The sequence below is a fragment of the Azospirillum sp. 11R-A genome, from assembly GCF_049472615.1.
Classification (GTDB): Bacteria; Pseudomonadota; Alphaproteobacteria; order Azospirillales; family Azospirillaceae; genus Azospirillum; species Azospirillum palustre.
This window is the reverse complement of the sequence record NZ_JBCEBL010000001.1, coordinates 88415-112564: the sequence shown is the minus strand read 5'-3', so window position 1 is coordinate 112564 and position 24150 is coordinate 88415. Positions and strand designations below refer to the sequence as shown.

Annotated in this window: 23 protein-coding genes; 10 read left to right on the top strand and 13 right to left on the bottom strand. The window is 66.8% G+C overall.

Going from position 1 to position 24150, the window contains the following annotated elements; genetic code table 11:
• Positions 1 to 6: 6 nt before the first annotated feature.
• Together VH569_RS00505 and VH569_RS00500 are read right to left on the bottom strand one after the other, a co-directional pair.
• Positions 7 to 558, bottom strand: coding sequence for a PRC-barrel domain-containing protein (locus tag VH569_RS00505; RefSeq protein WP_423313168.1), 552 nt, complete (start codon positions 556 to 558; stop codon positions 7 to 9).
• 94 nt (positions 559 to 652) lie between these two features.
• Positions 653 to 1567, bottom strand: a complete 915-nt coding sequence (locus VH569_RS00500) for a YgfZ/GcvT domain-containing protein (RefSeq protein ID WP_423313166.1) — start codon at positions 1565 to 1567, stop codon at positions 653 to 655.
• 275 nt (positions 1568 to 1842) lie between these two features.
• On the opposite strand from VH569_RS00500, the gene VH569_RS00495 reads away from it, so the two are divergent.
• The 5 genes from VH569_RS00495 (at position 1843) to VH569_RS00475 (ending at position 7149) form a co-directional block, all read left to right on the top strand.
• On the top strand, positions 1843 to 3420 hold the full coding sequence (locus tag VH569_RS00495) for an ABC transporter ATP-binding protein (RefSeq protein WP_423313164.1): 1578 nt from the start codon (positions 1843 to 1845) through the stop codon (positions 3418 to 3420).
• A gap of 27 nt (positions 3421 to 3447) precedes the next feature.
• Positions 3448 to 4524 (top strand): ABC transporter permease, encoded by a 1077-nt coding sequence (locus VH569_RS00490; protein ID WP_423313162.1) that lies wholly within the window; start codon positions 3448 to 3450, stop codon positions 4522 to 4524.
• Positions 4521 to 5450 carry an ABC transporter permease gene (locus tag VH569_RS00485; protein WP_423313160.1) on the top strand — a complete coding sequence of 310 codons (930 nt, stop codon included), beginning with the start codon at positions 4521 to 4523 and terminating at the stop codon, positions 5448 to 5450. The genes VH569_RS00490 and VH569_RS00485 overlap by 4 nt, the downstream gene beginning before the upstream one ends.
• Positions 5451 to 5543: 93 nt before the next feature.
• Entirely contained in the window at positions 5544 to 6632 is a 1089-nt protein-coding gene (locus VH569_RS00480) for a BMP family ABC transporter substrate-binding protein (protein WP_423314104.1), read from the top strand.
• Positions 6633 to 6708: 76 nt separating this feature from the next.
• Positions 6709 to 7149: a DUF29 domain-containing protein gene (locus VH569_RS00475; protein WP_423313158.1), complete on the top strand. Its 441-nt coding sequence runs from the start codon at positions 6709 to 6711 to the stop codon at positions 7147 to 7149.
• Positions 7150 to 7168: 19 nt separating this feature from the next.
• Here VH569_RS00475 and VH569_RS00470 read toward each other — a convergent pair whose 3' ends face one another.
• Positions 7169 to 7639, bottom strand: coding sequence for a hypothetical protein (locus VH569_RS00470; protein WP_098739395.1), 471 nt, complete (start codon positions 7637 to 7639; stop codon positions 7169 to 7171).
• 131 nt (positions 7640 to 7770) lie between these two features.
• Between VH569_RS00470 and VH569_RS00465 the strand changes: the two genes are divergently transcribed.
• Together VH569_RS00465 and VH569_RS00460 are read left to right on the top strand one after the other, a co-directional pair.
• A complete protein-coding gene (locus VH569_RS00465) occupies positions 7771 to 8469 on the top strand; it encodes a phosphatidylserine decarboxylase (RefSeq protein ID WP_423313156.1) in 699 nt (232 codons plus the stop codon).
• Complete coding sequence (locus VH569_RS00460) at positions 8466 to 9392, top strand: CDP-alcohol phosphatidyltransferase family protein (RefSeq protein WP_423313154.1); 927 nt, start codon at positions 8466 to 8468, stop codon at positions 9390 to 9392. Before VH569_RS00465 ends, VH569_RS00460 begins: the two co-directional genes overlap by 4 nt.
• A 21-nt stretch (positions 9393 to 9413) precedes the next feature.
• On the opposite strand, the gene VH569_RS00455 is transcribed toward VH569_RS00460, so the two are convergent.
• Positions 9414 to 9791, bottom strand: coding sequence for a hypothetical protein (locus VH569_RS00455; RefSeq protein WP_423313152.1), 378 nt, complete (start codon positions 9789 to 9791; stop codon positions 9414 to 9416).
• Between the two features lie 325 nt (positions 9792 to 10116).
• On the opposite strand from VH569_RS00455, the gene VH569_RS00450 reads away from it, so the two are divergent.
• Positions 10117 to 10272 (top strand): DUF3309 family protein, encoded by a 156-nt coding sequence (locus tag VH569_RS00450; RefSeq protein WP_042694949.1) that lies wholly within the window; start codon positions 10117 to 10119, stop codon positions 10270 to 10272.
• A 22-nt stretch (positions 10273 to 10294) separates the two neighbouring features.
• Here VH569_RS00450 and VH569_RS00445 read toward each other — a convergent pair whose 3' ends face one another.
• Positions 10295 to 10540 carry a hypothetical protein gene (locus VH569_RS00445; protein ID WP_423313150.1) on the bottom strand — a complete coding sequence of 82 codons (246 nt, stop codon included), beginning with the start codon at positions 10538 to 10540 and terminating at the stop codon, positions 10295 to 10297.
• Between the two features lie 160 nt (positions 10541 to 10700).
• Between VH569_RS00445 and VH569_RS00440 the strand changes: the two genes are divergently transcribed.
• Complete coding sequence (locus VH569_RS00440) at positions 10701 to 11180, top strand: CYTH domain-containing protein (protein WP_423313148.1); 480 nt, start codon at positions 10701 to 10703, stop codon at positions 11178 to 11180.
• Between the two features lie 54 nt (positions 11181 to 11234).
• On the opposite strand, the gene VH569_RS00435 is transcribed toward VH569_RS00440, so the two are convergent.
• The 8 genes from VH569_RS00435 to VH569_RS00400 form a co-directional block, all read right to left on the bottom strand.
• Positions 11235 to 13640, bottom strand: coding sequence for a methyl-accepting chemotaxis protein (locus tag VH569_RS00435; protein ID WP_423313146.1), 2406 nt, complete (start codon positions 13638 to 13640; stop codon positions 11235 to 11237).
• 117 nt (positions 13641 to 13757) lie between these two features.
• Positions 13758 to 14933, bottom strand: coding sequence for a GNAT family N-acetyltransferase (locus VH569_RS00430; RefSeq protein ID WP_423314102.1), 1176 nt, complete (start codon positions 14931 to 14933; stop codon positions 13758 to 13760).
• A gap of 149 nt (positions 14934 to 15082) precedes the next feature.
• On the bottom strand, positions 15083 to 16171 hold the full coding sequence (queG, locus tag VH569_RS00425) for a tRNA epoxyqueuosine(34) reductase QueG (protein WP_423313144.1): 1089 nt from the start codon (positions 16169 to 16171) through the stop codon (positions 15083 to 15085).
• On the bottom strand, positions 16158 to 16622 hold the full coding sequence (gene queF, locus VH569_RS00420; protein ID WP_423313142.1) for a preQ(1) synthase: 465 nt from the start codon (positions 16620 to 16622) through the stop codon (positions 16158 to 16160). The genes queG and queF overlap by 14 nt, the downstream gene beginning before the upstream one ends.
• Positions 16615 to 17883 (bottom strand): tRNA guanosine(34) transglycosylase Tgt, encoded by a 1269-nt coding sequence (gene tgt / locus VH569_RS00415; RefSeq protein ID WP_423313140.1) that lies wholly within the window; start codon positions 17881 to 17883, stop codon positions 16615 to 16617. Before tgt ends, queF begins: the two co-directional genes overlap by 8 nt.
• Positions 17880 to 18908 (bottom strand): tRNA preQ1(34) S-adenosylmethionine ribosyltransferase-isomerase QueA, encoded by a 1029-nt coding sequence (queA, locus tag VH569_RS00410; RefSeq protein ID WP_423313138.1) that lies wholly within the window; start codon positions 18906 to 18908, stop codon positions 17880 to 17882. Before queA ends, tgt begins: the two co-directional genes overlap by 4 nt.
• A gap of 111 nt (positions 18909 to 19019) precedes the next feature.
• Positions 19020 to 20741: a methyl-accepting chemotaxis protein gene (locus VH569_RS00405; protein WP_423313136.1), complete on the bottom strand. Its 1722-nt coding sequence runs from the start codon at positions 20739 to 20741 to the stop codon at positions 19020 to 19022.
• 250 nt (positions 20742 to 20991) lie between these two features.
• The gene (locus tag VH569_RS00400; RefSeq protein WP_423313134.1) at positions 20992 to 22338 is read right to left on the bottom strand and encodes an ABC1 kinase family protein; all 1347 of its coding nucleotides are present in this window, start codon (positions 22336 to 22338) and stop codon (positions 20992 to 20994) included.
• Between the two features lie 586 nt (positions 22339 to 22924).
• Between VH569_RS00400 and VH569_RS00395 the strand changes: the two genes are divergently transcribed.
• Positions 22925 to 24148 (top strand): ABC transporter substrate-binding protein, encoded by a 1224-nt coding sequence (locus VH569_RS00395; protein WP_423313132.1) that lies wholly within the window; start codon positions 22925 to 22927, stop codon positions 24146 to 24148.
• The last annotated feature ends 2 nt before the right edge of the window (positions 24149 to 24150 follow it).

The window sequence follows — 24150 nt, the reverse complement described above, 5'->3', positions numbered from 1 at the left end:
CGGCCCTTACTTCGCCGTGGTGGTGCCGGTCGTCGGGGCGGCGCCCGGGGCGACCGTTTCCTTTTCCGCCGGCTTGCGGGTCTTGTTCAGCGACGTCATGGTGTCGTCGTACTTGAAGTCCGGCATCGCCTTGACGTCGTCACGGCTCATGCCGGCGAGGTTCAGGCGGTTGTTCTGCGAATCCCAGTTGGCGGCGCTGTAGTCGACTGCGACCTGCTTCTCGCCGATTCCGAGGAAGCCGCCGGAGCTGATCACCAGCTGCTTGGCCTGGCCGGTGCCGTCGAGGATGACGTCGTCGACCTCGCCGATCTTGTTGTTGTCGCGGCCATAGACGTTCTTGCCGATCAGTTCGTCGGCGCTGGCGAGCTGGCCGCCCGTCGGACCGGACTTGGTCATGCCGCTTTTGGTCGTGCTGGTGGTGCTGTCCGGCGTTGCGCTGTTCGACATGCTGGACGTGGACGAGGACGGGTTGCCCACGGTCGGCGACGTGGTCTGCGCGACGGCGACGCCCGTCATGAGAGCCAGCGAGGCGGCGGTGACGATCAGGGTGCGACGCATGGGGTGGCTCCTTTGTCGTTGTGTCTGAAGACATCACAACAACAGGAGCGAAGCCCGTTTGATCACTCCTTCCGGGAATTCTTTCGGTGTGGGGCTAACCCTTCGTGGTATGGTCCCACCCGGGTTCGCGTGGTGTCAGAACCGCCGCGCCCGCCTGGAAGGTCAGCCCGTTTTCTGCCGCGCGCTGCACATCCTCCAGCCGCAGCAAAGCGAGTGCGGCGCCGTCGCGGCCGCTGCGCATTTCGCCGACTTCCTTGCCGTCCAGCGTCACCGGGGTGCCGGCGTCCGGCGCCGGTCCATCGACGCTGACCGGGAACAGCTTTTTCTTGATGAGGGCGCGATACTTGGTGCGGGCGGTCAACTCCTGCCCCATATAGCAGCCCTTGTCCCAGGAAATCGCGTTCAGCGCGTCCATCCGGCTTTCCAGCGGGATCGATTTCTCCGGGATCAGGTCCAGCGTGCCGTCGGGGATGCCGAGCGACAGGCGAAGCCGGTCGTAATCCGCGACCTCGCGGGGCGCCAGACCGGCCGCCTCCAGCGCCGCAAGCCCGTCCGCCGGCAGGAACAGGCGGGCCCCAAGCGCCGGCAGCCGCGGGTCGGTGAAGGCGACGCCGCCGGCGAAAGCCCGGGCCGCACCCGGCTCGGCCGGCAGGCCCAGCGCCTCCAGCGTGCCGTCCCCGAAGGCGACGACCACGCGAAGCTGCTCCGTCCGGTCCTCCAGCGCGATTTTCGAGCGCAGCTTGTACATCTTCAGCCGGCGCAGCAGGTCGGCGCGACGATCCGTTTCCGGGTCCAGCAGCAGCACGGCATCCGATTCTGCTCCCGACTCGACCAAGTTGAAATCATGAAGGAACTTGCCCTGCGGCGTCAGGAACAGGGCATAGGCGGCATGATCCGGCGTGACCCGCAGCACGTCGTTGGACACCAGCCCTTGCAGGAACGCCTTGCGGTCCTCGCCCGTAACCGCCACCACGCTCCGCTGGTCCAGAACTGCGTAACCCGCCGACATCCTCGCCTCCACATCATCCAATCGACTGAAGTGTTGGGCGGAACGGCCCGGCTGGCAAGGGCTCGCCGCACTGCAATGCGCCGGGCAATGAGCTGGGCGAAGGGCTGGGTTGCGGGAGCCGACTGTGGCATGATGACCAAAGCGGCAGATGCATCACCGTTGGGCAGAGGATCGGCTGTTGACGGCCGGTGGTGCCGCCGGATTACTCTGTTGGTAGCGGTGGCACGGCTTTGGCAATGCCATACAGGTTTGACCTTTTTCCGGATTGCTCCTCCTTGCCTTCGCACGCCGAGACCTACCCCCCGGACGCTCCGCCGCCCCGTTTGGAGCTGCGCGGCATCACCAAGCGATTCCCCGGCTGTCTGGCCAACGACCATGTCGATCTCGTCCTGCAACCGGGTGAGATCCATGCGCTGCTGGGTGAGAACGGGGCCGGCAAGTCCACCCTGGTCAAGATGATCTACGGGGTGTTGCACCCCGATTCCGGGACCATGCTGTGGCAGGGGGCGGAGACGATTGTTCCCGACCCGGCCGGTGCGCGCCGTCTCGGCATCGGCATGGTGTTCCAGCATTTCTCGCTGTTCGACACGCTGACGGTGACCGAGAACATCGCGCTCGGCCTCGACAATGCCGGGCCGATGGACCAGCTTGCCGGCCGCATCCGCGAGGTGTCGGAACGCTACGGCCTGGCGCTGGACCCCGGCCGCCACGTCTTCCACCTGTCGGTGGGCGAGCGCCAGCGGGTGGAGATCGTGCGCTGCCTGTTGCAGGATCCGAAGCTGCTGATCATGGACGAGCCGACCTCCGTCCTGACGCCGCAGGAGGCGGCCAAGCTGTTCGAGACGCTGCGCGTCCTGGCGGCGGAGGGCTGCACGATCCTCTACATCTCGCACAAGCTGGAGGAAATCCGCGCCCTGTGCAGCCGCGCCACCGTGCTGCGCGCCGGCAAGGTGGTGGGCGCCGCCGATCCGCGGCAGGAGACCGCGCGCAGCCTTGCCGAGATGATGATGGGGGCGGAACTGTCCACCCCCGAACGGCCGCCGCAGGGGGTGGCCGGCGTTGCACGCCTGACGGTACGGCACCTGTCTACCACCTCCGACAATCCCTTCGCCACCAACCTGAAGGACGTCAATTTCCAGGTGCGGGCGGGCGAGATCCTCGGCATCGCCGGTGTCGCCGGAAACGGGCAGGCGGAGTTGATGGCGGCCTTGAGCGGCGAGGCTCTGCTCGCCGATGCCGACGCCGTGGTGATCGAGGGCACGTCGGCCGGGCATCTCGGGCCGCGGGCCCGCCGGACGCTCGGCCTCGCCTTCGTGCCAGAGGAGCGGCTGGGCCGCGGTGCCGTGCCGGAACTGAGCCTGTCGGAGAACGCGCTGCTGTCCGGCTATGCCCGCGAGCCGCTGGTGCGCGGCGGCATGGTCCATTTCGCCCGCGCCCGCGCCTATGCTGAGACGATCATCCGCGGCTTCAACGTCGTGGCGCACGGTCATCGGGCGGAGGCGCGGTCGCTGTCGGGCGGCAATCTGCAGAAATTCATCATCGGCCGCGAAATCCTGCAGAAGCCCAAGCTTCTGGTGGTCGGCCAGCCGACCTGGGGTGTCGATGCCGGCGCTGCCGCCGCGATCCACAAGGCGCTGATCGATCTGGCGCGCTCGGGTGCGGCGGTGCTGGTCATCAGCCAGGATCTGGACGAGCTGTTCGTGCTGAGCGACCGGATTTCCGTGCTGTTCCATGGCCGCCTGTCCGACAGCCGGCCGACGCACGAGACGACGGTGGAACGCATCGGCCTGCTGATGGGCGGCCTGTTCGGCACGCCGCCGGACGAAGACGGGGAGATCACGCGTGCGGTCTGATGGTTTTTTGAGCACCGGAGACGCCGCATGAGCTTCATCCGTCTTGAACCGCGCGGGCAGGCGTCGAAGACCATGGTCTATGTCACGCCGCTGCTGGCGGTGGCGCTGACCCTGCTCAGCGGCTTCATCCTGTTCCTGGCGATGGGCTTCGACCCGTTGAAGGCGCTCTATTCCTTCTTCGTCGCGCCCGTGACCTCGGTCCGCGGTGTCGGCGAACTGGTGGTGAAGGCGACGCCGCTCGTGCTGTGCGCTGTCGGGCTCGCCATCGGCTTCCGCGCCAATGTCTGGAACATCGGTGCCGAAGGGCAGCTGACGCTTGGCGCCATCACCGGCGGCGGGCTGGCGCTGGCCTTCTATGGCGAGGGCGGCTGGTGGCTGCTGCCGATGATGGTGATCGGCGGAGCCATCGGCGGGGCGGTCTGGGCGGCGGTGCCGGCCTTTCTGCGGCTGCGCTTCAACGCCAGCGAGATCCTGACCAGCCTGATGCTGAACTATGTGGCGCTTCTGCTGCTGAACTATCTGGTCCATGGTCCCTTCCGCGATCCCGACGGCTTCGCCTTCCCCGAATCGCGGCTGTTCGAAGCCGATGCCACGCTGCCGATCCTGTGGGCTGGGACCCGCGTCCATCTCGGCGCGCTGCTAGCCCTGCTGGGGGTGGCGGGCGGCTGGCTGCTGATCGCCCGGACCTTCATCGGCTTCCAGATCAAGGTGATCGGGCTGACCCCGGCCGCGGCCGGCTATGCCGGCTTCGACCAGAAGCGGATCGTCTGGCTGACCCTGCTGCTGTCGGGCGCGCTGGCCGGCATCGCCGGCATGGGCGAGGTCGCCGGCCCCATCGGCCAGATCACCGCCAGTATTTCGCCCGGCTATGGCTATACCGCCATCATCGTCGCCTTCCTCGGCCGCCTGCACCCGGTCGGCATCCTGCTGGCGGCGCTGCTGATGGCGCTGTCCTTCATCGGCGGCGAGGCGGCGCAGATCGCCATGGGCCTGCCCAAGGCCATCACCGGAGTGTTCCAGGGCATGCTTCTGTTCTTCCTGCTGGCGAGCGACGTGCTGATCCGCTACCGGGTCCGCTTCGGTGCGCGGAGGGCCGCGGCATGAACGACCTTGCCCTGATCGGCCCGATCCTGGCCGCCATGTTCGCGGCGGCGACGCCGCTGCTGCTCGCTGCCTTGGGCGAGCTGGTGGTCGAGAAGTCGGGCGTCCTCAACCTGGGTGTCGAGGGCATGATGCTGGTCGGCGCCGTCTGCGGCTTCGCCGTCACGGTTCAGACCGGCAGCCCCGTCACCGGTTTTCTCGTCGCGGCCTTCGCCGGCGCTGCCACCGCCTCGCTGTTCGCCGTGCTGACCCTGTTCCTGCTCGCCAACCAGGTCGCCACCGGCCTTGCGCTGACCCTGTTCGGCGTCGGCCTGTCGGCGCTGATCGGCCAGGGCTTCGTCGGCATCCCGCTGGAAGGTCTGCCGAAGCTCCACATCCCCGGCCTGACCGATCTGCCGGTGGTGGGGCAAGCGCTGTTCGGCCAGGACATCATGGTCTATCTGGCGGTTGCCGCCGTCCCGCTGGTCCATCTGTTCCTCTACCGCAGCCGTGCCGGCCTCGTCCTGCGCGCGGTGGGAGAGAACCACACGGCCGCCCATGCGCTGGGCTACAAGGTCCTGCGCATCCGTTTCTTCGCCGTGCTGTTCGGCGGCGCCATGGCCGGGTTGGGCGGCGCCTTCCTGTCGATGGACTACACGCCGATGTGGGCGGAGAACATGACCTCGGGCCGCGGCTGGATCGCGCTGGCGCTGGTGGTCTTCGCCACATGGAAGCCGGTGCGCGCCATGCTCGGCGCCTGGCTGTTCGGCGGCGTCACCATCCTGCAGTTGCATGTCCAGGGGCTGGGCATCGACGTGCCGTCGCAGCTCTTGTCGATGCTGCCGTATCTGGCTACCGTTCTGGTCCTGGTGCTGATTTCGCGGGACGTCGCCCGCATCCGCCTGAACGCGCCGGCCTGTCTGGGAAAACTGTTTCATCCCGATGCTTGACGCGTCGTTTTGAAAACGAAACAAAGCCCATATCTCACGACATCAAGAACTCTCACGACATCAAGAAGGAGCGTCGACGTGAACAGAAGGACGATGGGCAAGACGGTGCTGGGTCTGGCCGGTGCCGCGATCGCGCTGAGCGTGGGGCTGGGCGTGGGCATGGGCTCCGCCTTCGCGCAGGAGAAGCTGAAGGTCGGCTTCGTTTATGTCGGCCCGGTCAGCGACCATGGCTACAGCTATCAGCACGACCAGGGCCGTCTGGCCGTCGAGAAGGCGCTGGGCGACAAGGTCACCACCACCTTCGTCGAGAACGTGCCGGAAGGCGCCGACGCCGAGCGCGTGATCGAGCAGCTGGCCGCCAGCGGCCACAAGCTGATCTTCACCACCTCCTTCGGCTTCATGAACCCGACGCTGAAGGTGGCCAAGCGCCATCCCGACGTGAAGTTCGAGCACGCCACCGGCTACAAGCGCGCCGAGAACGTCGCGACCTATTCCGGCCGCTTCTATGAGGGCCGCACGGTGGTGGGCGCCATCGCCGGCAAGATGACCAAGTCGAACATCATCGGCTACATCGGCTCCTACCCGATTCCCGAGGTGGTCGGCGGCATCAACGCCTTCACCATCGCGCTGCGCGAGCAGAACCCGAAGGCCGAGGTCCGCGTGGTCTGGGTCAACAGCTGGTACGACCCCGGCAAGGAAGCCGAGGCGGCTAAGGCGCTGATCGACCAGGGTGCCGACATCATCGTCCAGCATACCGACAGCCCGGCGCCGATCCAGACTGCGCAGGAGCGCGGGCTGTGGTCGGTCGGCCAGTCGTCCGACATGACCCGCTTCGGTCCGAAGTCGCACCTGACCGCGATCGTCGAGGACTGGAACGGCTACTATGTCGACCGCGTGAAGGCGGTTCTCGACGGCAGCTGGAAGCCGATCGACACCTGGGGCGGCATCAGCACCGGCATGGTCGAGCTGGCCCCCTACAACCCGGCGATCCCGGCCGACGTCGTGAAGATGGCCGACCAGATCAAGGCCGACATCGTGTCCGGCAAGCGCCACTCCTTCCAGGGCCCGGTCAAGGACCAGTCCGGCAAGGTCGTGATTCCGGAAGGCAAGACCGCCACCGACGAGCAAATCCTGAAGATGGACTGGTACGTCGAAGGCGTGCAGGGCAAGGTTCCGAAGTAAGCAGCATGCGGCGCGGCGGACCGGCGGTGAAAGCCCCCGGTCCGCAGAGCCCATCGGCGATGTGGGGAGGTGGGCGATGGACGGAAGCAGCCTCTACGACAGCGATTTCTACGCCTGGGCGAACGAACAGGCCGCCCTTCTGCGAGCCGGCAAGCTCGATTCGGCGGATATCGAACACATCGCCGAGGAGATCGAGAGCATGGGCAAGACCGAGAAGCGGGAGTTGGTCAGCCGGCTACGCGTGCTCCTGCAGCATCTGCTGAAATGGGAGCATCAACCGGCCCGCCGCGGTAACTCCTGGCGCCTTTCGACTGCCAACAGCCGCGACGAAATCGAAACGCACATGCGGGACAATCCAAGCCTGAAGTCGAAGCTTGGCGAATCGATTGCCGATGCCTACCGGCTGGCGCGGCGCGACGCTGCGGCCGAAACGGGGATCGACGAAGCGGTGTTCGCCGTTCAGTGCCCGTGGAGCTTCGCCGAGATGATGGACGAGGGGTTCTGGCCGGAAGGCTGAGGTTCCGGCCGTCCCGCCCTTACAGATACTCGCCCAGCAGGCGCAGGAACGGACGCGCTTCCTGCAGGACCAGGATGGTCTGGTGGAACAGGTCCTCGGGCGAGGCGTGGTGTTCAAGCCGGATTTCCGAGAACAGGATGATCTTCTGTCCGCCCTGCACGATGAAGCGGACATGCGGCAGCCCTTCGATCCCGCGCAGGACCGCCAGCAGGGCCCGGCGGCGCTCCGGGGCCTGAGCGGTGTAGGGCACGTGGCCGACGTCGGCCCAGATCTGGCAAATCGAGCCGCCGCCGTCCTCCGGCCCTTCATGCCGCACGGCGACGTTGAAGGGCAGGCCGTCGGCCATGAAGGTCAGCTTGCAGGGGCGGGGCGGTCTGGCGATGCCGAGAACGCCCTCGGGCGTCATCTCGATAGAGCCGGGATTGATGGGCAGGGCGCCGTCCGGCACTTCGGCCAGCGATTGAATGGTCTTCAGATCGGGAACGGACAAGGCGGCACGCTCGGCTTCAGGGGCAATGGAGACGACAGCATGGGCTCCGGCCGCTAAAATTCTGTAAAGGCTTGCAACGCACAGCTAGAATGGCTGTTCGCTGTGGTCTGAAAATACGAAGAAAGCAGGCGATGTCCGCCATCGATACCGTCGTCGTCCCCATCCACCGTGCCGGCTGGCCCTTCATCGCCGGTTTCGCGGTGGTTTCCCTGATCCTGGGTCTCGCCGTCTGGGCGCCGCTCGGCTGGATCGGCCTGGTGCTCACCCTGTGGTGCGCCTACTTCTTCCGCGATCCCGACCGGGTCACACCGACGCGGCCCGGACTGCTGGTCAGCCCGGCCGACGGGCGCGTCACCATGATCGTCCAGGCGGTTCCGCCGAAGGAACTCGGCATGGGGGACAAGGCGCTGACCCGGATCAGCGTGTTCCTCAACGTCTTCAACGTCCACGTCAACCGCGTGCCAGCCGACGGCACCATCGTGGCCGCCGAATACCACAAGGGCACCTTCGTCAACGCCGCACTGGACAAGGCGAGCGACGAGAACGAGCGGATGGCCTTCCGCCACCGTCTGCCGGACGGGCGCGAGATCGCCTATGTCCAGATCGCCGGTCTGGTGGCGCGCCGCATCCTGTGGTGGGTCAAGGCCGGGCAGCAGGTGAAGGCGGGCGAGCGCTTCGGCCTGATCCGATTCGGCAGCCGCACCGACATCTATCTGCCCGACGGCGTCGCCCCGCTGGTCTGCGTCGGCCAGACCGCCATCGGCGGCGAGACGATCCTGGCCGACCTGGACGGGACCGAAACGCAGCGGCAGGGGGATGTGCGGCGATGAAACGACCGCCCGTCTTCCGCCAGCAGATCTTCCGGCCCCACCGGGCGCGCCGTCCCGGCCGGCCGCACCCCCGGCTGAAAGGGCTATCGATCAACCACCTGTTGCCGAACGTGCTGACGGTGCTGGCGCTCTGCTCCGGCCTGACCGCGATCCGATTCGCCATGCAGGAGCGGTGGGAGCCGGCGGTCATCGCCATCGTCATCGCCGCCATCCTGGATGCGCTGGACGGCCGGATCGCCCGCCTGCTGAACGGGCAGAGCAAGTTCGGGGCGGAACTGGACAGCCTGTCCGACGCCATCAGCTTCGGCGTCGCCCCCGCCTTCATGATGTATCTGTGGGGGCTGAACGGCGCGGGCAGCCTGGGCTGGATCGCCGCCATGGCCTACGCCGTGTGTTGCGCCTTGCGGCTGGCGCGCTTCAACTCGCGGCTCGGCGTGGTCGATCTGCCGCCCTGGGCCTACAACTATTTCACCGGCGTGCCGGCGCCGGCCGGAGCCGGCCTTGTCCTGCTGCCGATGATCCTGGGGTTCGAGATCGGTCCGGAGTTCCCCGGCCATCCGGCCGTCATCGTGCCGTGGACCTTGCTGATCGGCGGGCTGATGGTCAGCATCCTGCCGACCTTCTCCTTCAAGGGTGCACGGGTCCCGGCCCATTGGGTGGTGCCGGCCCTGGCCGGCGTCGGGCTGCTGGCGGCGATGATGGTCAGCCAGCCCTGGTGGACGCTCTCCATCGTCGGCATCGCCTATATGGTCAGCCTGCCATTCTCCATCGCCCAGTTCCGCAAGCTGCAACGGGCGGCGGAACTGATGCGCACGGAGATCGGCGAACCGCTGCCGGAGACGCAGGAGGCCGATGCGCAGGAAGCCGGATCGCAGGCTGCGGACGCCGCGGCTCCTGAGGACGAGGCGCGGAAGCCGGTCTAACCGGCTTCCTCATCCCTTTTCCTATTCTGCCGCGACCAATTCCGTGAACCGCTCGGCTGCCGCGGCTTCGGCAGCCAGCTCCGCCACGGTGACGCGCGCCACCATCGGGATCTGTCCCAGGCAACGGCCGACATGGTCGGTTTCCGCCTGGGGCAGATCGCCGATTTCCATGGCGATGTCGAGCATGTCGCCGGTCAGCCGGCTGTGCAGAGCCAACGGGATCAATCCGCGCTTGGCGACATATTCCAGAACGCGGGGCAGGGTGCCGGGATCGGCGTCGGCGACCAGGGTGAAGACGACCCGGCGGCCGGGTGCGGTGGCGCGCGCGTCCGAAGCGGACACGCGGGCGGCATTCGAGGAATTGGCATTCAGGGAATTGGTGTTCACGGTGCTGGACATGGCGTGATCGGGCTTTCAGACGGTTCTGTGGACTGGACGAGCGAAATCCCCGGCTCTCAAAGGAGAACCGGGCCGCTAATTCGCAGAATGCCGTCGATGCGATGCACGTTCATGGACTGGAGCCTAAGCGGCCACGCGCCGTCCGTCAACAGGGGCGAACTCGCCGAAAGATCGGCGGTGTCGCGTTCGGGGAGCGCCGGTGGGGCGACATCCCTCCTTGGTGGTGGCGAGCCGTCACGTTCGAGCCGGACAGGAACAAAGTCCAGAGGATCCCGTTGAGGTTCCGCTTGTCCGTCACAAATGCTCCATCATAAGGGAGAGGGCCATGCTCGGCACGATTCTGCTCATCATCCTCATTCTGATGCTTCTCGGCGCCGTTCCGGCCTGGCCGCACAGCCGCGGCTGGGGCTATGGTCCCAGCGGCATCCTCGGCGTGCTGCTGATCGTCCTGATCGTTCTGCTGCTGATGGGCCGGATCTGATCCGCAACCTGTCGGCCTGATGCTATCTGCCCGATGGGCGGCGGGGCCGGCGGAACGCGAACATCAGCCATCCGACCGGCCCCAGCATCAGCACCATCACCAGCCACCCGGCGCGCGGTCCGAACGGGCAGCGCGACCCGGCCGGCGGCCGCCACCCGCCACCCCGGCGCGACAAGGCCACATGCAGCAGTGGCAGCCCGTACAGGGCGAACAGGACCAGCCAGGGGATCGCGGCCCAGGGAATCATGGCGGTAAGATCGGCATTCATCCTCCGACGATAGCATCGATCTCCAGGCCGTTGCGACCGATCGTCACGGCATAATGCGGATGCATGCAGCCTCGGTTGCGCTGCACACAGGGCAACGAGGTTGAAGCCGGTGGGGACTTTCGGCTAGGGTCGTCGACAAGATCGTCCGAAGGGCCTAGCCATGGCACTGGAAATCGAGCGGCGCTTTCTCGTCCGCAAGGATGTCCGGCATCTCTGCTGGAATGGCGTCCGAATGGTTCAGGGATACCTGCCGTCCGACGGCGTCAGCACGGTCCGCGTCCGCATCGCGGAAGACCGGGCGACCCTCACCATCAAATCGCTGAAGCGCGGAACTTGCCGGGACGAGGTGGAACACCCCCTGGATCTGGATTTCGCGCGCCAGCTTCTTCTCCACGGCTGCGAAGGCCGGGTGATCGAAAAGACCCGCTACCGCCATTGCCAGGACGGCCTGTGCTGGGAGATCGACGTCTTCGATGGCGAGAATTCCGGCCTCGTCATTGCGGAGGTCGAGTTGGAGACCCCCGACCAGACGGTGCCGCTGCCGGACTGGATCGGCGCGGAGGTCACCACGTTGCGTGCCTACGGCAACTCCGCCCTTTCCCGTGCGCCAATCCGGCGCTGGTCTGCCGCCGCCGCTTGATGGGTCGCGTGTGGGCGCGACCCGAGCGGCGATAAGCCAGCCCGGCAGAGTGGCTCAGGCCGTCCGTACCTTGTTCAGGAAGCCCTGAACCTCGCCACGCAGGCGGTCGGCCTGGGTCGCGAGAGTGCGGCTTGCATCCAGAACCGCATCGGCGGCGCCGCCGGTCTTGGTGGCGGCGGTGGTCACCTCGGCGATGTTGCGCATCACCTGCTGGGTGCCTTCTGCAGCCTGCTGGACATTCTGGGCGATCTCTCGCGTGGCGCTGCCCTGCTGTTCCATTTCGAGCGCGATGTCGGTAACCGTGCCGCTGATCGCGGTCACCGCGTCGGAGATGGTGCGGATGGCCTCCACCGCGCTGGTGGTGGCGGTCTGCATCTCGGCGACCTGGGCGGAAATCTCCTCGGTCGCCTTGGCGGTCTGGCCGGCGAGGTTCTTAACCTCGGTCGCCACGACGGCGAAGCCCTTGCCGGCCTCGCCGGCGCGGGCCGCCTCGATGGTGGCGTTGAGCGCCAGCAGGTTGGTCTGTTCGGCGATTTCGCCGATCAGGCCGACGACCTGACCGATGCGCTCGGCAGCCATCGACAGACCCTCGACGATGCTGTTGGTCTGCACCGCCTTGTCGGCGGCCCCCGACGCGGTGGCGGAGCTGGCGTTCAACTGGCGCGAGATTTCGGCGATGGAGGCCGACAGCTGTTCCGCCGCCGCGGCGACGGTCTGCACATTCGCGGTCGCCTGCTGCGAGGCGGTGGCGACGGCGGTGGATTTCGCGGTGGTCAGCGCCGCGTCCGACGACATCTCCTGCGCATCGCGGCCCAGCGAGCCGGCCGATTCGGTCAGCGAGGTCACCACGCCCGACACCGCCTGTTCGAAGCCGTTGGCGAACTCGTTCATCGTGCGGCGGCGGTCGGCGTCGATCTGGATGCGCATCTCCTCCCGCTCGCGCTCCATCCGCCGCATCTCCAGGGCGTTGTCCTTGAAGATGGTCATGGCGGCGGCCATGTTGCGCAACTCGTCCTTGCGGTCGCCACCGGGAATGTCGACGCTCAGGTCGCCCTCGGCGAGCCGGCCCATGGCGCCGGTCATGGCGTGCAGCGGGTGGGTGATGGCGCGGTCGATGATCCAGGCCATCAGTGCGCCCAGCAACAGCGCCACCGCCGCACCGATGGCGATCACCATGCCGGCGCTGGCGCGGCCGGCCTCGCGATCCTCGCGCTGCAAAGTCACCAGTCGGCCAACCTGACCGCTGACCGCGGCCGATGCCTTGGCCATCGCCACCGACGCGTCGTGCTGCTTGGCGACGGCGGAGGACAGCGCGGTGAATTCCGAGTCGAAAGCCCGGGCGGCCTCGGTGATGGCGGCGATCAGCGCCCGCCCTTCCCGATCGACCAGGACGGCGCCGGCCTGTCCGGCAATCGCCAGGATCTCCTTCACCGCGGCGGCAGCCGCGACTTTGGCGTCCGCCGAGCCGGTCAGCAGGAAATCGCGCTGGGCCAGCATCGCCGATTGGGCGTCCTGCACCAGCCGCATTGCCAGACCGCGCAGCATGACGGCTTCGTTCACCTCGCTCTGGGCGTATTTCGAGGCTTCGGTCAGTGCTTCGGTCACCATGGCCTGGTTCTTCTGGAGTTCCATGGCGCGCTCCTGCACGCCGCGGGCCGCCTCGTCCAGCCCGGCGGCCACGCCGACCTCGGTCAGCGCGGCGATGCCCTTGCCGTGCAGGGCGCGCACGGTGTCGTGGTAGGCGCGGGCGTCGCCGGCGATCCGGGCGGCGGATTCCTCGTCATTGGTGCCGACGAGGTCCTTGGCGACGGTGTCGGTGATCTGCACCAGCTCGTCCAGCGCCGCGACGATCCGGTCGGCCAGGGCCTGATCGGCGTTGCGGCGCAGATCGCTCTGCTGTCGCCGGACTTCCAGCACCCGTTCGATGACGCGGTTCGCGCGCTCCGCCGTATCCATGCTGTGGCGCAGCTCGGTGTCGGCGTCGCGCTTGCTGGTCATATTCAGGTCATAGCGCTCCGATTGCTGCTTGCCGATCTTCTCGGCGATCTCGCGCAGGGCACGGGCGCGCATTTCCATGCTGGCGGTGCGGGCGTGCGCCTCACCGTCCTGGGCGACGAAATTGTTGAAGGCGGCGCGGTAGCCGTCGATGCCGGACAGCACCTCGTCCAGCAGCCGGCGTCCTTCACCGTCGGTCAGGGCGGCGCGCGTCTGCTGCGCTTCGGCCTGCAGGGCGTCCAGCATGCCCGGAACATTGGTCGCGGCCTTGGCGTCGCGTTCGGTGACGAATCGCGCTTCCTCCAGCCGCACCGACTTCAGCCTCGTGTCGAGGTCGGCGGTATGGGCTTCCAGACCGACCCGTTCGGCGTAGGTGCTCAGGCTGTTCCAGCCGACGAACGCCACGCCAACCGTCAGAAGCAGCACGGCGGCAAAGCCAAGCGCGATCCGCGTTCCGATCGTCATGGATTATGGACTCCCCGATGGCATCGCAAGTGGCGATGCTTCTCCCCGATCATTGGGACGATTGAACCACAGGACGCTTTATGTCCGGTTTGATTCAAGTCAGGAATCCCACTTATTTCAGAAGCGGTCGGGCATCCAGCACGGTGCGCCGCGAAATACGCGGTGCAAACGGCCGATCATCTTTTCTTCACCATGAAGCAAACCAGCTCTCCAAAGTGCGCGAGCGCTTGCGTGCCCCGTGAACAGACTGGCGAAAGCGGCGGTGCCGATCCGAGCCGGCGGGTCAAGGACTTGCGCTGTTTTCGAGATATTTCCAACGGAGCTGACAACCTCAAGGTGGTGATGCCCGCAATTGTCGAAAATTAAATCGTCATTTATCTCAAAAATAGCATACCCTTGTATGTCTGCTGAGTAGCCCCTCGCCTCCAGGGCCTTGCCGACATCGAGGGGGCGGACCAGCCACTCCTCGCGGCATTCCAGCGCCACCCCATCGCCGGCAAGCAGCGCCAGCGGGTCATCCGGACCGCCGCGCCATGTCACCCGATCCACTTGAGCCCTGAAACCGGCCAACATGGTCATGGCCGGTTTCMGCGACCGTGAGGAGGGCAGGCAGAGGTCGGCGACGTCAAGGCGCCGATCCTGGGGCGGCGTCACCGCGATGTAGCCATCCTGGTTGCGGTAAAGCTCCGACGGCTCGCCGTCCGGGCAGAGGGCGAGCGTCCACAGCGCCTCGGTCCTTTCCGGCAGGCCGCTCTGCTCGTTCAGCAGAGGTTGGCGGAGCACTGCCAACGGCACGGCGTCGAGCGGGTCCGCCGGCCACAAGTCGCTTGCGGCAGCCCCGGACTGCGCAAAGGCCGAGGGCGGTGCGCTCCAGCGGCAGGTGACGCCGCCGCGGCCAAAGCCGAGCCGACGATAGAAGGGAAGGGTTGCCGGGCAGAGCACCGCCAACGCCGCCCCGGCCTGCCGCCCCTCCTTCAGCAGGGCCCGCATCAGCGCACTGCCATGGCCGGCGCCACGCAGGGCAGGGTCGACCGCCACCATGGCGATGGCCTGCACCGGAACCGGCCGGCCGCCGAACCACTGGTTCATCGTCCAAAAGGCGGCACAGGCGGCCAATGAGGTGCCGGTGGATTGTGGAACACGCAGGACGCGGATGCTGTCTATGCCGAACAGGCCGGCATAGCGGTCGAACAGGTCGTGCGACAGCCCGAAGCCGAGCCGCGCCAACCGGGCGACGGCGCTCAGCTCCTCCGGCTGGGCCGGCCCGTATTCATGATGGTGAGCAGGAAGGATGACGACCGGCCTCCACTCGTTCAGCGGCCGGCGGGACTGCGGCGCGGGCTTCGTGCAGCGAAGATGCGAGTCTGTTCATATGACAACGAAACAGCGTTGGCGGCAACAGAGTGAGCGGAGGACAAGAACGCGCGTAGAGGAAATGCCGTTCAGGCGTCCGTGCTCGTCGGGCCGCTCAATCTCGCTGCTGCCCACCCGGCCGACTCGCGCACCACCTCGCTGGCATCCTGTGCCAGGGCCTCCGCCACCGGTTTCAGCGACGCTTCGCCGCTGTTGCCGATGGCGATGAGGACATTGCGGACGAAGCGGTCGCGGCCGATGCGCTTGATGGGGGAGCCGCTGAACACCTGCCGGAAGCCGGCATCGTCCAACTGCGCCAGATCGGCCAGCCGCGGGGCGGTCAGCTCGGCCCGCGGCAGGAAGGCGGGTTCGCGGGTCGCGCGGGCGAACTTGTTCCAGGGACAGGCGGCAAGGCAATCGTCGCAGCCATAGATGCGGTTGCCCATCAACGGCTTGAGGTCGTCGGGAATCGGCCCCTTGTGCTCGATGGTCAGATAGCTGATGCAGCGCCGGGCGTCGATCTGGTAGGGCGCCGGGAAGGCCGCGGTCGGGCAGGCGACCTGACAGCGGTCGCAGGAGCCGCAGCGGTCGCGCGCCGGCGGGTCGGGGGGCACTTCCAGCGTCGTGTAGATCTCGCCCAGGAACAGCCAGGAACCATGGTCGCGCGACACCAGATTGGTGTGCTTGCCCTGCCATCCCAGCCCGGCCTGCGCCGCCAGCGGCTTTTCCATCACCGGGGCAGTGTCGACAAACACTTTCACGCCGGCCTTGGTCTGGTGGGCCAGCCATTGTGCCAGCGTCTTCAGCCGGCCTTTCACGAGGTCGTGGTAATCGCGGTTGCGGGCATAGACCGAGACGATGCCGCGGTCGGGATGCTCGGACAGACGGCGGGGGTCGTCGTGCGGGGCGTAGCTGGTGCCGAGCGCGATGACGGTGCGCGCCTCGTCCCACAGCGACTGCGGATGGCTGCGCTGGTCGCTGCGCTCGGCCATCCACCCCATGTCGCCGTGTCGCCCCTCGGCAACGAACTGCGCGAGACGCTCGCGCGCCTCCGGCCCCAGCGCGGCGGGGGCGAAGCCCACCGCGTCGAACCCTGCCGCCAGCGCGCGGTCGCGGATGGCGTCCCGCAGCCGCGCCGGGTCGGCGGAAGACAGTGGGGCGGGCTTAGCCGCGGCCACGGTAGGTCGGCACGTCCTGCGACGGGATCCAGACGCCCTTCGGCGGCTCCCCGGTCTGGAAGAACACGTCGATGGGGATGCCGCCGCGCGGATACCAGTAGCCGCCGATGCGCAGCCAGACCGGCGACAGTTCGTCCACCAGCCGCTTGCCGATGCCCACCGTGCAGGCCTCGTGGAAGGCGCCGTGGTTGCGGAAGCTGGTCAGGAACAGCTTCAGCGACTTCGATTCGACCAGCCAGTCGCCGGGCACATAGTCGATGACCAGATGGGCGAAGTCCGGCTGGCCGGTGATCGGGCAGAGCGAGGTGAACTCGGGTGCGGTGAAGCGCACGCAGTAGGGAGTGCCGGGGCTCGGGTTCGGCACCCGCTCCAGCACCGCCTCTTCCGGCGTCCTGGGCTGGATTGTGGAGCCGCCGAGCTGGGTCAGGCCGGCATAGATGTTTTCACTCATCAGTCTTTTCCTCTTCCACCCGTTCTGCATTGGGCGGCTCGCTGTCCTTGTCCGCCTTCGGCGGAGCACTGTCTTTGCTGGCCTTCAGCGGACGGCCTTGCTTCGGCGGCTTGCCGGGCTTGGCGATGGGGTCCACGGTCGCCTCGATGTCGCCCTCGTTCATACGAGCTTCCATCGCGCCGGCCACCTCCTCGAAATTGCCGTCGGCGATGGCCTGCCGCATCGTCCGCATCACATCCTGATAGTAATGCAGGTTGTGCCAGGTCAGCAGCATCGGCCCCAGCATCTCGTCCGCCTTGAACAGATGATGCAGATAGCCCCGGCTGTAGCTTCGGCAAGTCGGGCAGCCGCACTCGGCATCGAGCGGCCGCTCGTCATGGGCATGGCGGGCATTGCGGATGTTGATGGTGCCGCGGCGGACGAAGGCCTGACCGGTGCGGCCCGAGCGGGTCGGCATCACGCAGTCGAACATGTCGACACCGCGCCGCACCGCGCCGATCAGGTCGCTCGGCCGGCCGACGCCCATCAGGTAGCGCGGGCGGTCCTTGACCATCAGCGGCTCGGTGAAGTCGAGCACGCGGAACATCGTCTCCTGGCCTTCGCCGACCGCCAGCCCGCCGATGGCGTAGCCGTCGAAACCGATGTCGGTCAGGGCGGCGACGCTCTCCGCCCGCTGCTCCGGATAGATCCCGCCCTGGACGATGCCGAAAAGGCCGTAGCCCGGCCGCTCGACGAAGGCATCCTTGCTGCGCCGCGCCCAGCGCATCGACAGGCGCATGGAGGATTCCGCCTGCGCCTCGGTGGCGGGGAAGGGCGTGCACTCGTCCAGGCACATGGTGATGTTGCTGTCCAGCATGTGCTGGATCTGGATCGAGCGTTCCGGCGTCAGGTGATGGCGGCTGCCGTCCAGGTGCGATTTGAAGGTGACGCCTTCCTCCGACATGGTGCGCAGGTCGGACAGGCTCATCACCTGGAAGCCGCCGCTGTCGGTCAGGATCGGCTTGTCCCAGTTCATGAAGCGGTGCAGGCCGCCCAACTGGCCCACCCGCTCCGCCGTCGGGCGCAGCATCAGGTGATAGGTGTTGCCCAGCAGGATTTCCGCACCCGTCGAGGCCACCGCGTCGGTGGTCATCGCCTTCACCGTCGCGGCGGTGCCGACCGGCATGAAGGCCGGCGTCTCGATGGTGCCGTGGGCGGTGGTGACGCGGCCGCGCCGCGCCCGCCCGTCGGTCGCCAGAAGGTCAAAGCCGATGCCGGTCATGTTGGGTCCGTCCTGTGCAGCAGCGAGGCGTCGCCGTAGCTGAAGAAGCGATAGTCGGTGTCGATGGCGTGCCGATAGGCCGCGTGCATGCGGTCATAGCCGGCGAAGGCGCAGACCAGCATGAACAGGGTCGATTTTGGCAGGTGGAAGTTGGTCCACAGCAGATCGACGATGCGGAAGCGGTAGCCGGGGGTGATGAAGATGTCGGTGTCGCCGCTGAAGGGGACCAGTGTCCCGTCCGGCCGGCCCGCCGTCTCCAGGATGCGCAGAGCCGTGGTGCCGACCGAGACGATCCGGCCGCCGGCCTTGCGCGTCTCGTTCACTGCGGCGGCGGTCTCGGCGGAAATCTCCCCCCATTCGCTGTGCATCTTGTGGTCGGCGATGTCGTCGACCTTCACCGGCAGGAAGGTGCCGGCCCCGACATGCAGCGTCACCGGCACCCGCCGCACGCCGCGCTCGTCCAGCGCCGCCAGCAACTCCGGTGTGAAGTGCAGGCCGGCGGTGGGGGCGGCGACGGCACCCTCGCGGGCGGCAAAGACGGTCTGGTAATCGGCGTTGTCGCCCTCGTCCGCCTTGCGACGGATGTAGGGCGGCAGCGGCATCCGGCCATGGCGGTGCAGCGCCTCCATGAGCTCAGCCCCGCCGGCGGAGAAGCGCAGGCGCACCTCCATGCCGTCCTTGGCGATCACCTCGGCGCTGAAGTCATCGGCTATGACGATGGTGTCGCCGGGCTTCAGCCGCTTGCCGGGCTTGGAGAAGGTCGCCCATTCCCGTTCGCCCAGCCGTTTGTGCAGCGTGATCTCGACCGCGACCTCGCCGCGCCGGCCGTCGAGCCGGGCCGGGATGACGCGGGTGTCGTTGACGACCATCAGGTCGCCCGGCTGCACCAGCGTCGGCAGGTCCCGCACGATGAAGTCGCGCAAGGTGGAACCCACCTCCAGCAGGCGGGCGGCGTCACGCGGCCGGACGGGATGCTCGGCGATCCGGTCGGGCGGCAGGTCGAAGTCGAAATCGGCGGTCTTCATGGGAGGCGCAAGCTATAGACCGAACCGGCCCCCGTTGTGAAGGGACAGGAACGGGACACAGTCCTGCTGGGCCGGCCCCGCTCCGATCCGCAGTCTTCTCACGCCGCCTTCTCACGCCGCGCGCAGCTGCGCCAGGAATTCGGCAAGCTGACGCTCCATCGCCACCGCCTCCTGCGACAGGGTGGTGGAGGCGTTCAGCACATTCTTGGCGGCGGTGCCGGTTTCCCCCGCGGCCGCCGACACGCCGGTGATGTTGTGGTTCACGTCGCGGGTGCCGGTGGAGGCCTGCTGTGCGTTGCGGGCGATCTCCCCGGTCGCGGCGGCCTGCTGCGAAACCGCTCCGGCAATACCGGTGGCGATATCGTTCATCGATTCGATGACGCGCGTGATGCCCTGGATGTCGGAGACGGCCTCGCCGGTGGCGGCCTGGATGGCGGTGATCTGGGCGGAGATCTCCTCCGTCGCCTTGGCGGTCTGGTTGGCGAGATTCTTCACCTCGCTCGCCACCACGGCGAATCCCTTGCCGGCCTCTCCGGCCCGCGCGGCTTCGATGGTGGCGTTCAGCGCCAGCAGGTTGGTCTGCGAGGCGATGGAGTTGATCAGCTGGACCACGTCGCCGACCTGCCGGGCCGCGGCGGCCAAGCCATCGACCTTGGTGTTGGCATGCCGTGCGCGCTCCACCGCCTCCTCTGCGATGCCCGTCGACTGCGAGACTTGGCGACCGATCTCCCCGACCGATGCCGACAGTTCCTCCGCCGCAGCAGCGACCGTCTCGACGCTGGCGGAGGTCTGCTGGGTTGCGGCGGCGACCGCTTCCGACCGGAGATTGGTCTGGTCCGCCGTGTCGGTCATCATCTTCGCCGCCTGTTGCAGCACCCGCGCCTCGCCGGCGACCGTGCGCAGGATACCGCCTATTCTCTGTTCCAGCCGGTCGGCCAGCTGCCGCATGGCCTGGATGCGCTCTTCCTCCGCCCGCAGGTCGGCGTTGCGCTGCTCCTCCTCAAGCCGGCGTTTTTCGATGGCATTGCCTTTGAAGACGACGAGCGCCGATGCCATGGCTCCGATTTCGTCGGATCGGCCTTCGGCCGGCACAATCACGGTGCTGTCGCCCTCGGCCAGACGATGCATCGCGTCGGTCATGGCGGACAGCGGCCTGGTGACGCCGCGCGTCATCATGATGGCGGTGCCCAGACAGGCGACCAGCCCGATCAGGCCGCCGGCAATCACCACCAGCTTCAGCGAATCGACATCGGCCCGCACGGTGTCGATCGACCGGTTCAGCTTGGCGATCTCCGCGGCGGCGGCCGTGTCGGTCTTGCTGACCAGCGCTTCCAGGCTGTCGGTGATGGCTTCCGCCGTCTTGTCGAACTCGCCCATCAGGCGGTTGCCGCCAGCCGGACCGTCGGCGATGAACGCCTCCGCCATCCGCTTGCCGGTGTCGTAATAAGGGGCGAATGCGCCTGCCGTCTCGCGCAGTGCCTCCTGAACGTCGGTCAGGCCGAGCGTGGAGGCGAGTGCCGCGGCCCGCGCAATCTCGGCCCTGAATCCTTCGGCATGCTCGGCCGCCTTGGCCGGACCGTCATCCAGCCCGTCGAGCCCGCGGGTGGCGGACACATCGGTCAGCCATTGCTGAACCTGAATGACGTGGATCTGGATTTCCTTGATCGACTTGACCAGTTCCAGACCGTTTTCGGTCACGCGGTCGGACGCGCTTTCCATGGTGTTCAGCGAGTCGTGTTCCTCGCTCACCGTCATCCAGGTCGCCGCCATCGAGAACAGCAGGATGGCCGCAATCAGGGCCATTGCGATCGACAGTCTGCGCTTGATTGACATTCCTATATTTCCCTCGCACAAATCCGCTGATTTGGATCAGGCCGGACGAAGCGGAGGGTCGGCGGACCCGCTGTCAGGCATCCTGTTTTTGAATAAGTGATCAATAACGATGCTGTCGAGCGGTTCCGTTCGCGTTCAAACAGAAAGCCATAAAAATCCGAGCAGGGTTCAGAAAGATTTCCCGATGGTTTGATCTTTATATTGATTGGTCGGTCATTGAGTGAGCGGACGGGGAGGTTGCGATTTATTCTCAGTCCGCTGGAGGCAAGCCTTGGACCGTCAGCGCTTCCGCCTGCCGCGCCGCCAGCGCATTCACGTCGAAGTCGCGGATCAGCCCCTGGAACATCTGGTACCAGTTCAGCTCCGCCTTCAGATGCAGGAAGACCGAGCCCAGCCCGACCGCGGCGCGGTCCATGAAGACGAACTCCCGCGGGATTTCCACGCCGCCGACGCGGCGCAGTTCGGCATGGACCTTGCCCGCCGTCTCGCGGCCGTAATGGCCGCCGTTGGTCTCCTCGATCTTGCGCTGGCGGTCCTCCATGATCGGGGCATAGACGAAGCGCGCCCAGATGTTCAGCACGTCGACCAGTTCGTTCGACGGGTTGACGAAACCCCAGGTGCGGTAGGCCTCCACCGCCTGCTCGCGGTTGTCGGTGCGCAAGGCGTTGTAGAGGTCGATCACGCCCTTGACGAAGCTGGGCTTGAAGACGCGGATGCAGCCGAAATCGAGCAGGTTGATCGAGCGGTCGGGCCGGACCGTGTAGTTGCCCAGATGCGGGTCGCCGTGGATGACGCCGTAATTGTAGAAGGGCACATACCAGGCGCGGAACATGTTCATCGCCAGTTCGTCGCGCGCCTCCGGATGTTCGGCGACGAAGTCCAGGATCTTGCGGCCATGCACCCATCCCATGGTCAGCAGCCGCTTGCTCGACAGCTCCGGCACCACGTCCGGCACATGGACGCCGGGCGTGCCGGCCAGCATCGACCGGTAGAGGCGGGCGTGTTTGGCCTCGCGCTCGTAATCCAGCTCCTCGCGCAGGCGGGCGCCGATCTCCTTCTGGATCTGACGGGTGGAGATGGCGCTGTCGGTGCGCTCGAAGATCGCGAAGATCAGGCCGAGCTGCCGCAGGTCGGCTTCCACCGCCGAGGCCATGTCAGGATATTGCAGCTTGCAGGCAAGCTCCCGCCCGTCCGGCCCGATGGCCTTATGGACCTGACCCAACGACGCGGCGGCGGCAGCGGTGTGCTCGAAGCTCTGGAACCGCGACTGCCAGCTGGGGCCAAGCTCGCTCGCCATCCTCCGCTTGACGAAGGGCCAGCCCATCGACGGCGCATCGGCCTGCAACTGCGCCAGTTCCTGGGTGTATTCCTTCGGCAGGGCATCTGGGATGGTCGAGAGGATCTGCGCCACCTTCATCAGCGGGCCTTTCAGCCCGCCGAGTGCGGCCCGCAGTTCCGCTGCGTGGCGCTCCCGCTCCACGCGGATTCCCAGCACGCGCTCGCCCGCCAGCCGCGCGGCCAGCCCGCCAACGGCGGTGCCGACCCGCGCATACCGCGCGACCCGTCCGCCCCATGTGTTCTCATCGTGTTCCGGCATGCCCACAAGGTGGGTTCGCCTCCGGCAAAAGGCCAGCCCCGCCCGTTCGGAGACCGCCGATGGAATGCCTCCGAAAGGCGCTGCGACGCAGCATGCGATTTTCTTGACAGCTCTGTGAAAGGAGCGCAGGCTTCGTCTTACAGTAATCAACACCGAGGTGAAGTGAGCGAGCATCGGAAACACCTTACCGCCCAAGCGGTTAGCTTGAGCGGAACAGTAGAGACCGATACCAGGGAGGGTGAGTAAGATCATGACTCCACCGGCGCTTACCTGATTATGCCGATCTGTTCGGCCGATATGACTGAGGTTTCAGTTCCGAATTCTTTCGCCTGATTGGCGACTTCATCCGGGCCGTAGATGCCCGCTGCGAAAGCCCTCGCTTCACCTCGGAGCGAGGGCTTTTGTTTTGCCCGGAGCGTTAGCCTCATCCCAGGGCGGGAAAGAGCAATGCTCCCGGCAATACGTTTCAAACGATACTGTTTGCATATGAAATCAAATTTCGCTATCCACGGAACCGAACGGTGCGGCAGGACGCCGCAGGTCGGCGTGCGCGCCCGTCACACGAAAAGAGGATGGGGAGGATCGCATGGGTCGGTTGCTGAAGCCTTTCGCGCTGGCGGCGCTGCTCGCGACGACGGCGTTGTCCACTGCCGCTGTGTCGGCTCAAGCCCAGACCGCCAAGCCGGTGCGGATCGGCGTGCTGGCGGACGAGGCCGGATTCGCGTCCGACATCGGCGGCAAGGGCGCCGTGCTCGCCACCCGGATGGCGGTGGAGGATTTCGGCGGCACTGTGCTCGGCCGACCGGTCGAGGTGCTGTCGGCCGACATGCAGAACAAGCCGGACGTGGCCTCCAACATCGTCCGCAGCTGGTTCGACATCGACGGTGTCGACATGGTGACCGACATTCCGGTCTCCTCGGTCGCGCTGGCGGTGCAGGCGGTCGCGCGCGAGAAGAAGAAGGTGCTGATGATCAGCGCCGCGACGACGACCGAGCTGACCAACTCCCAATGTTCGCCCTACAGCATCCACTGGGCCGACGACACCGCGTCGCTGGCCGTCGGCACGACCAAGGCGGTCGTGCAGTCGGGCGGCACCAGCTGGTACTTCATCACCGCCGACTTCGCCTTCGGCACGGCGATGGAGAAGGCGGCGACCGACGCGATCAAACAGGCCGGCGGCACCGTGGTCGGCGGCGTGCGCCATCCGATGGGCACCAGCGATTTCGGATCCTACCTGCTCAGCGCCCAGGGCAGCGGCGCCAAGGTCGTGGCGCTCGCCAATGTGGGGGCGGAGACCATCGGCACCATCAAGCAGGCCGGCGAGTTCGGCCTGACCGAGTCCGGCCAGCGGCTGGTCGGCTATATCGTCTTCATCACCGACATCCACTCGCTGGGTCTCGACCTCGCCAAGGGTCTCTATGTCACCAGCGGCTTCTATTGGGACCGCAACGACCAGACCCGGGCATGGTCCAAGCGTTTCTTCGAGCGCCACGGCAAGATGCCGACCAAGGAGCAGGCCAACACCTATCTCGCCACCCTGCACTGGCTGAAGGGTGTGAAGGCGGCGGGCACCACCGAGTCCGAGGCGGTCACCGCCGCGATGAAGGCGATGCCGACCGATTATTTCGGCACCCCCGGCAGCATCCGCAAGGACGGCCGCGTGCTGTACGATCTTGAGCTGTACCAGGTGAAGAGCCCGGCGGAGAGCAAGGCGCCGTGGGACTATTACAAGCAGGTCCGCAGCATTCCGGCGGCGGAAGCCTTCCTGCCGATCGAAACCAGCAGCTGTCCCTTCGTGAAAGCCCAGTGACT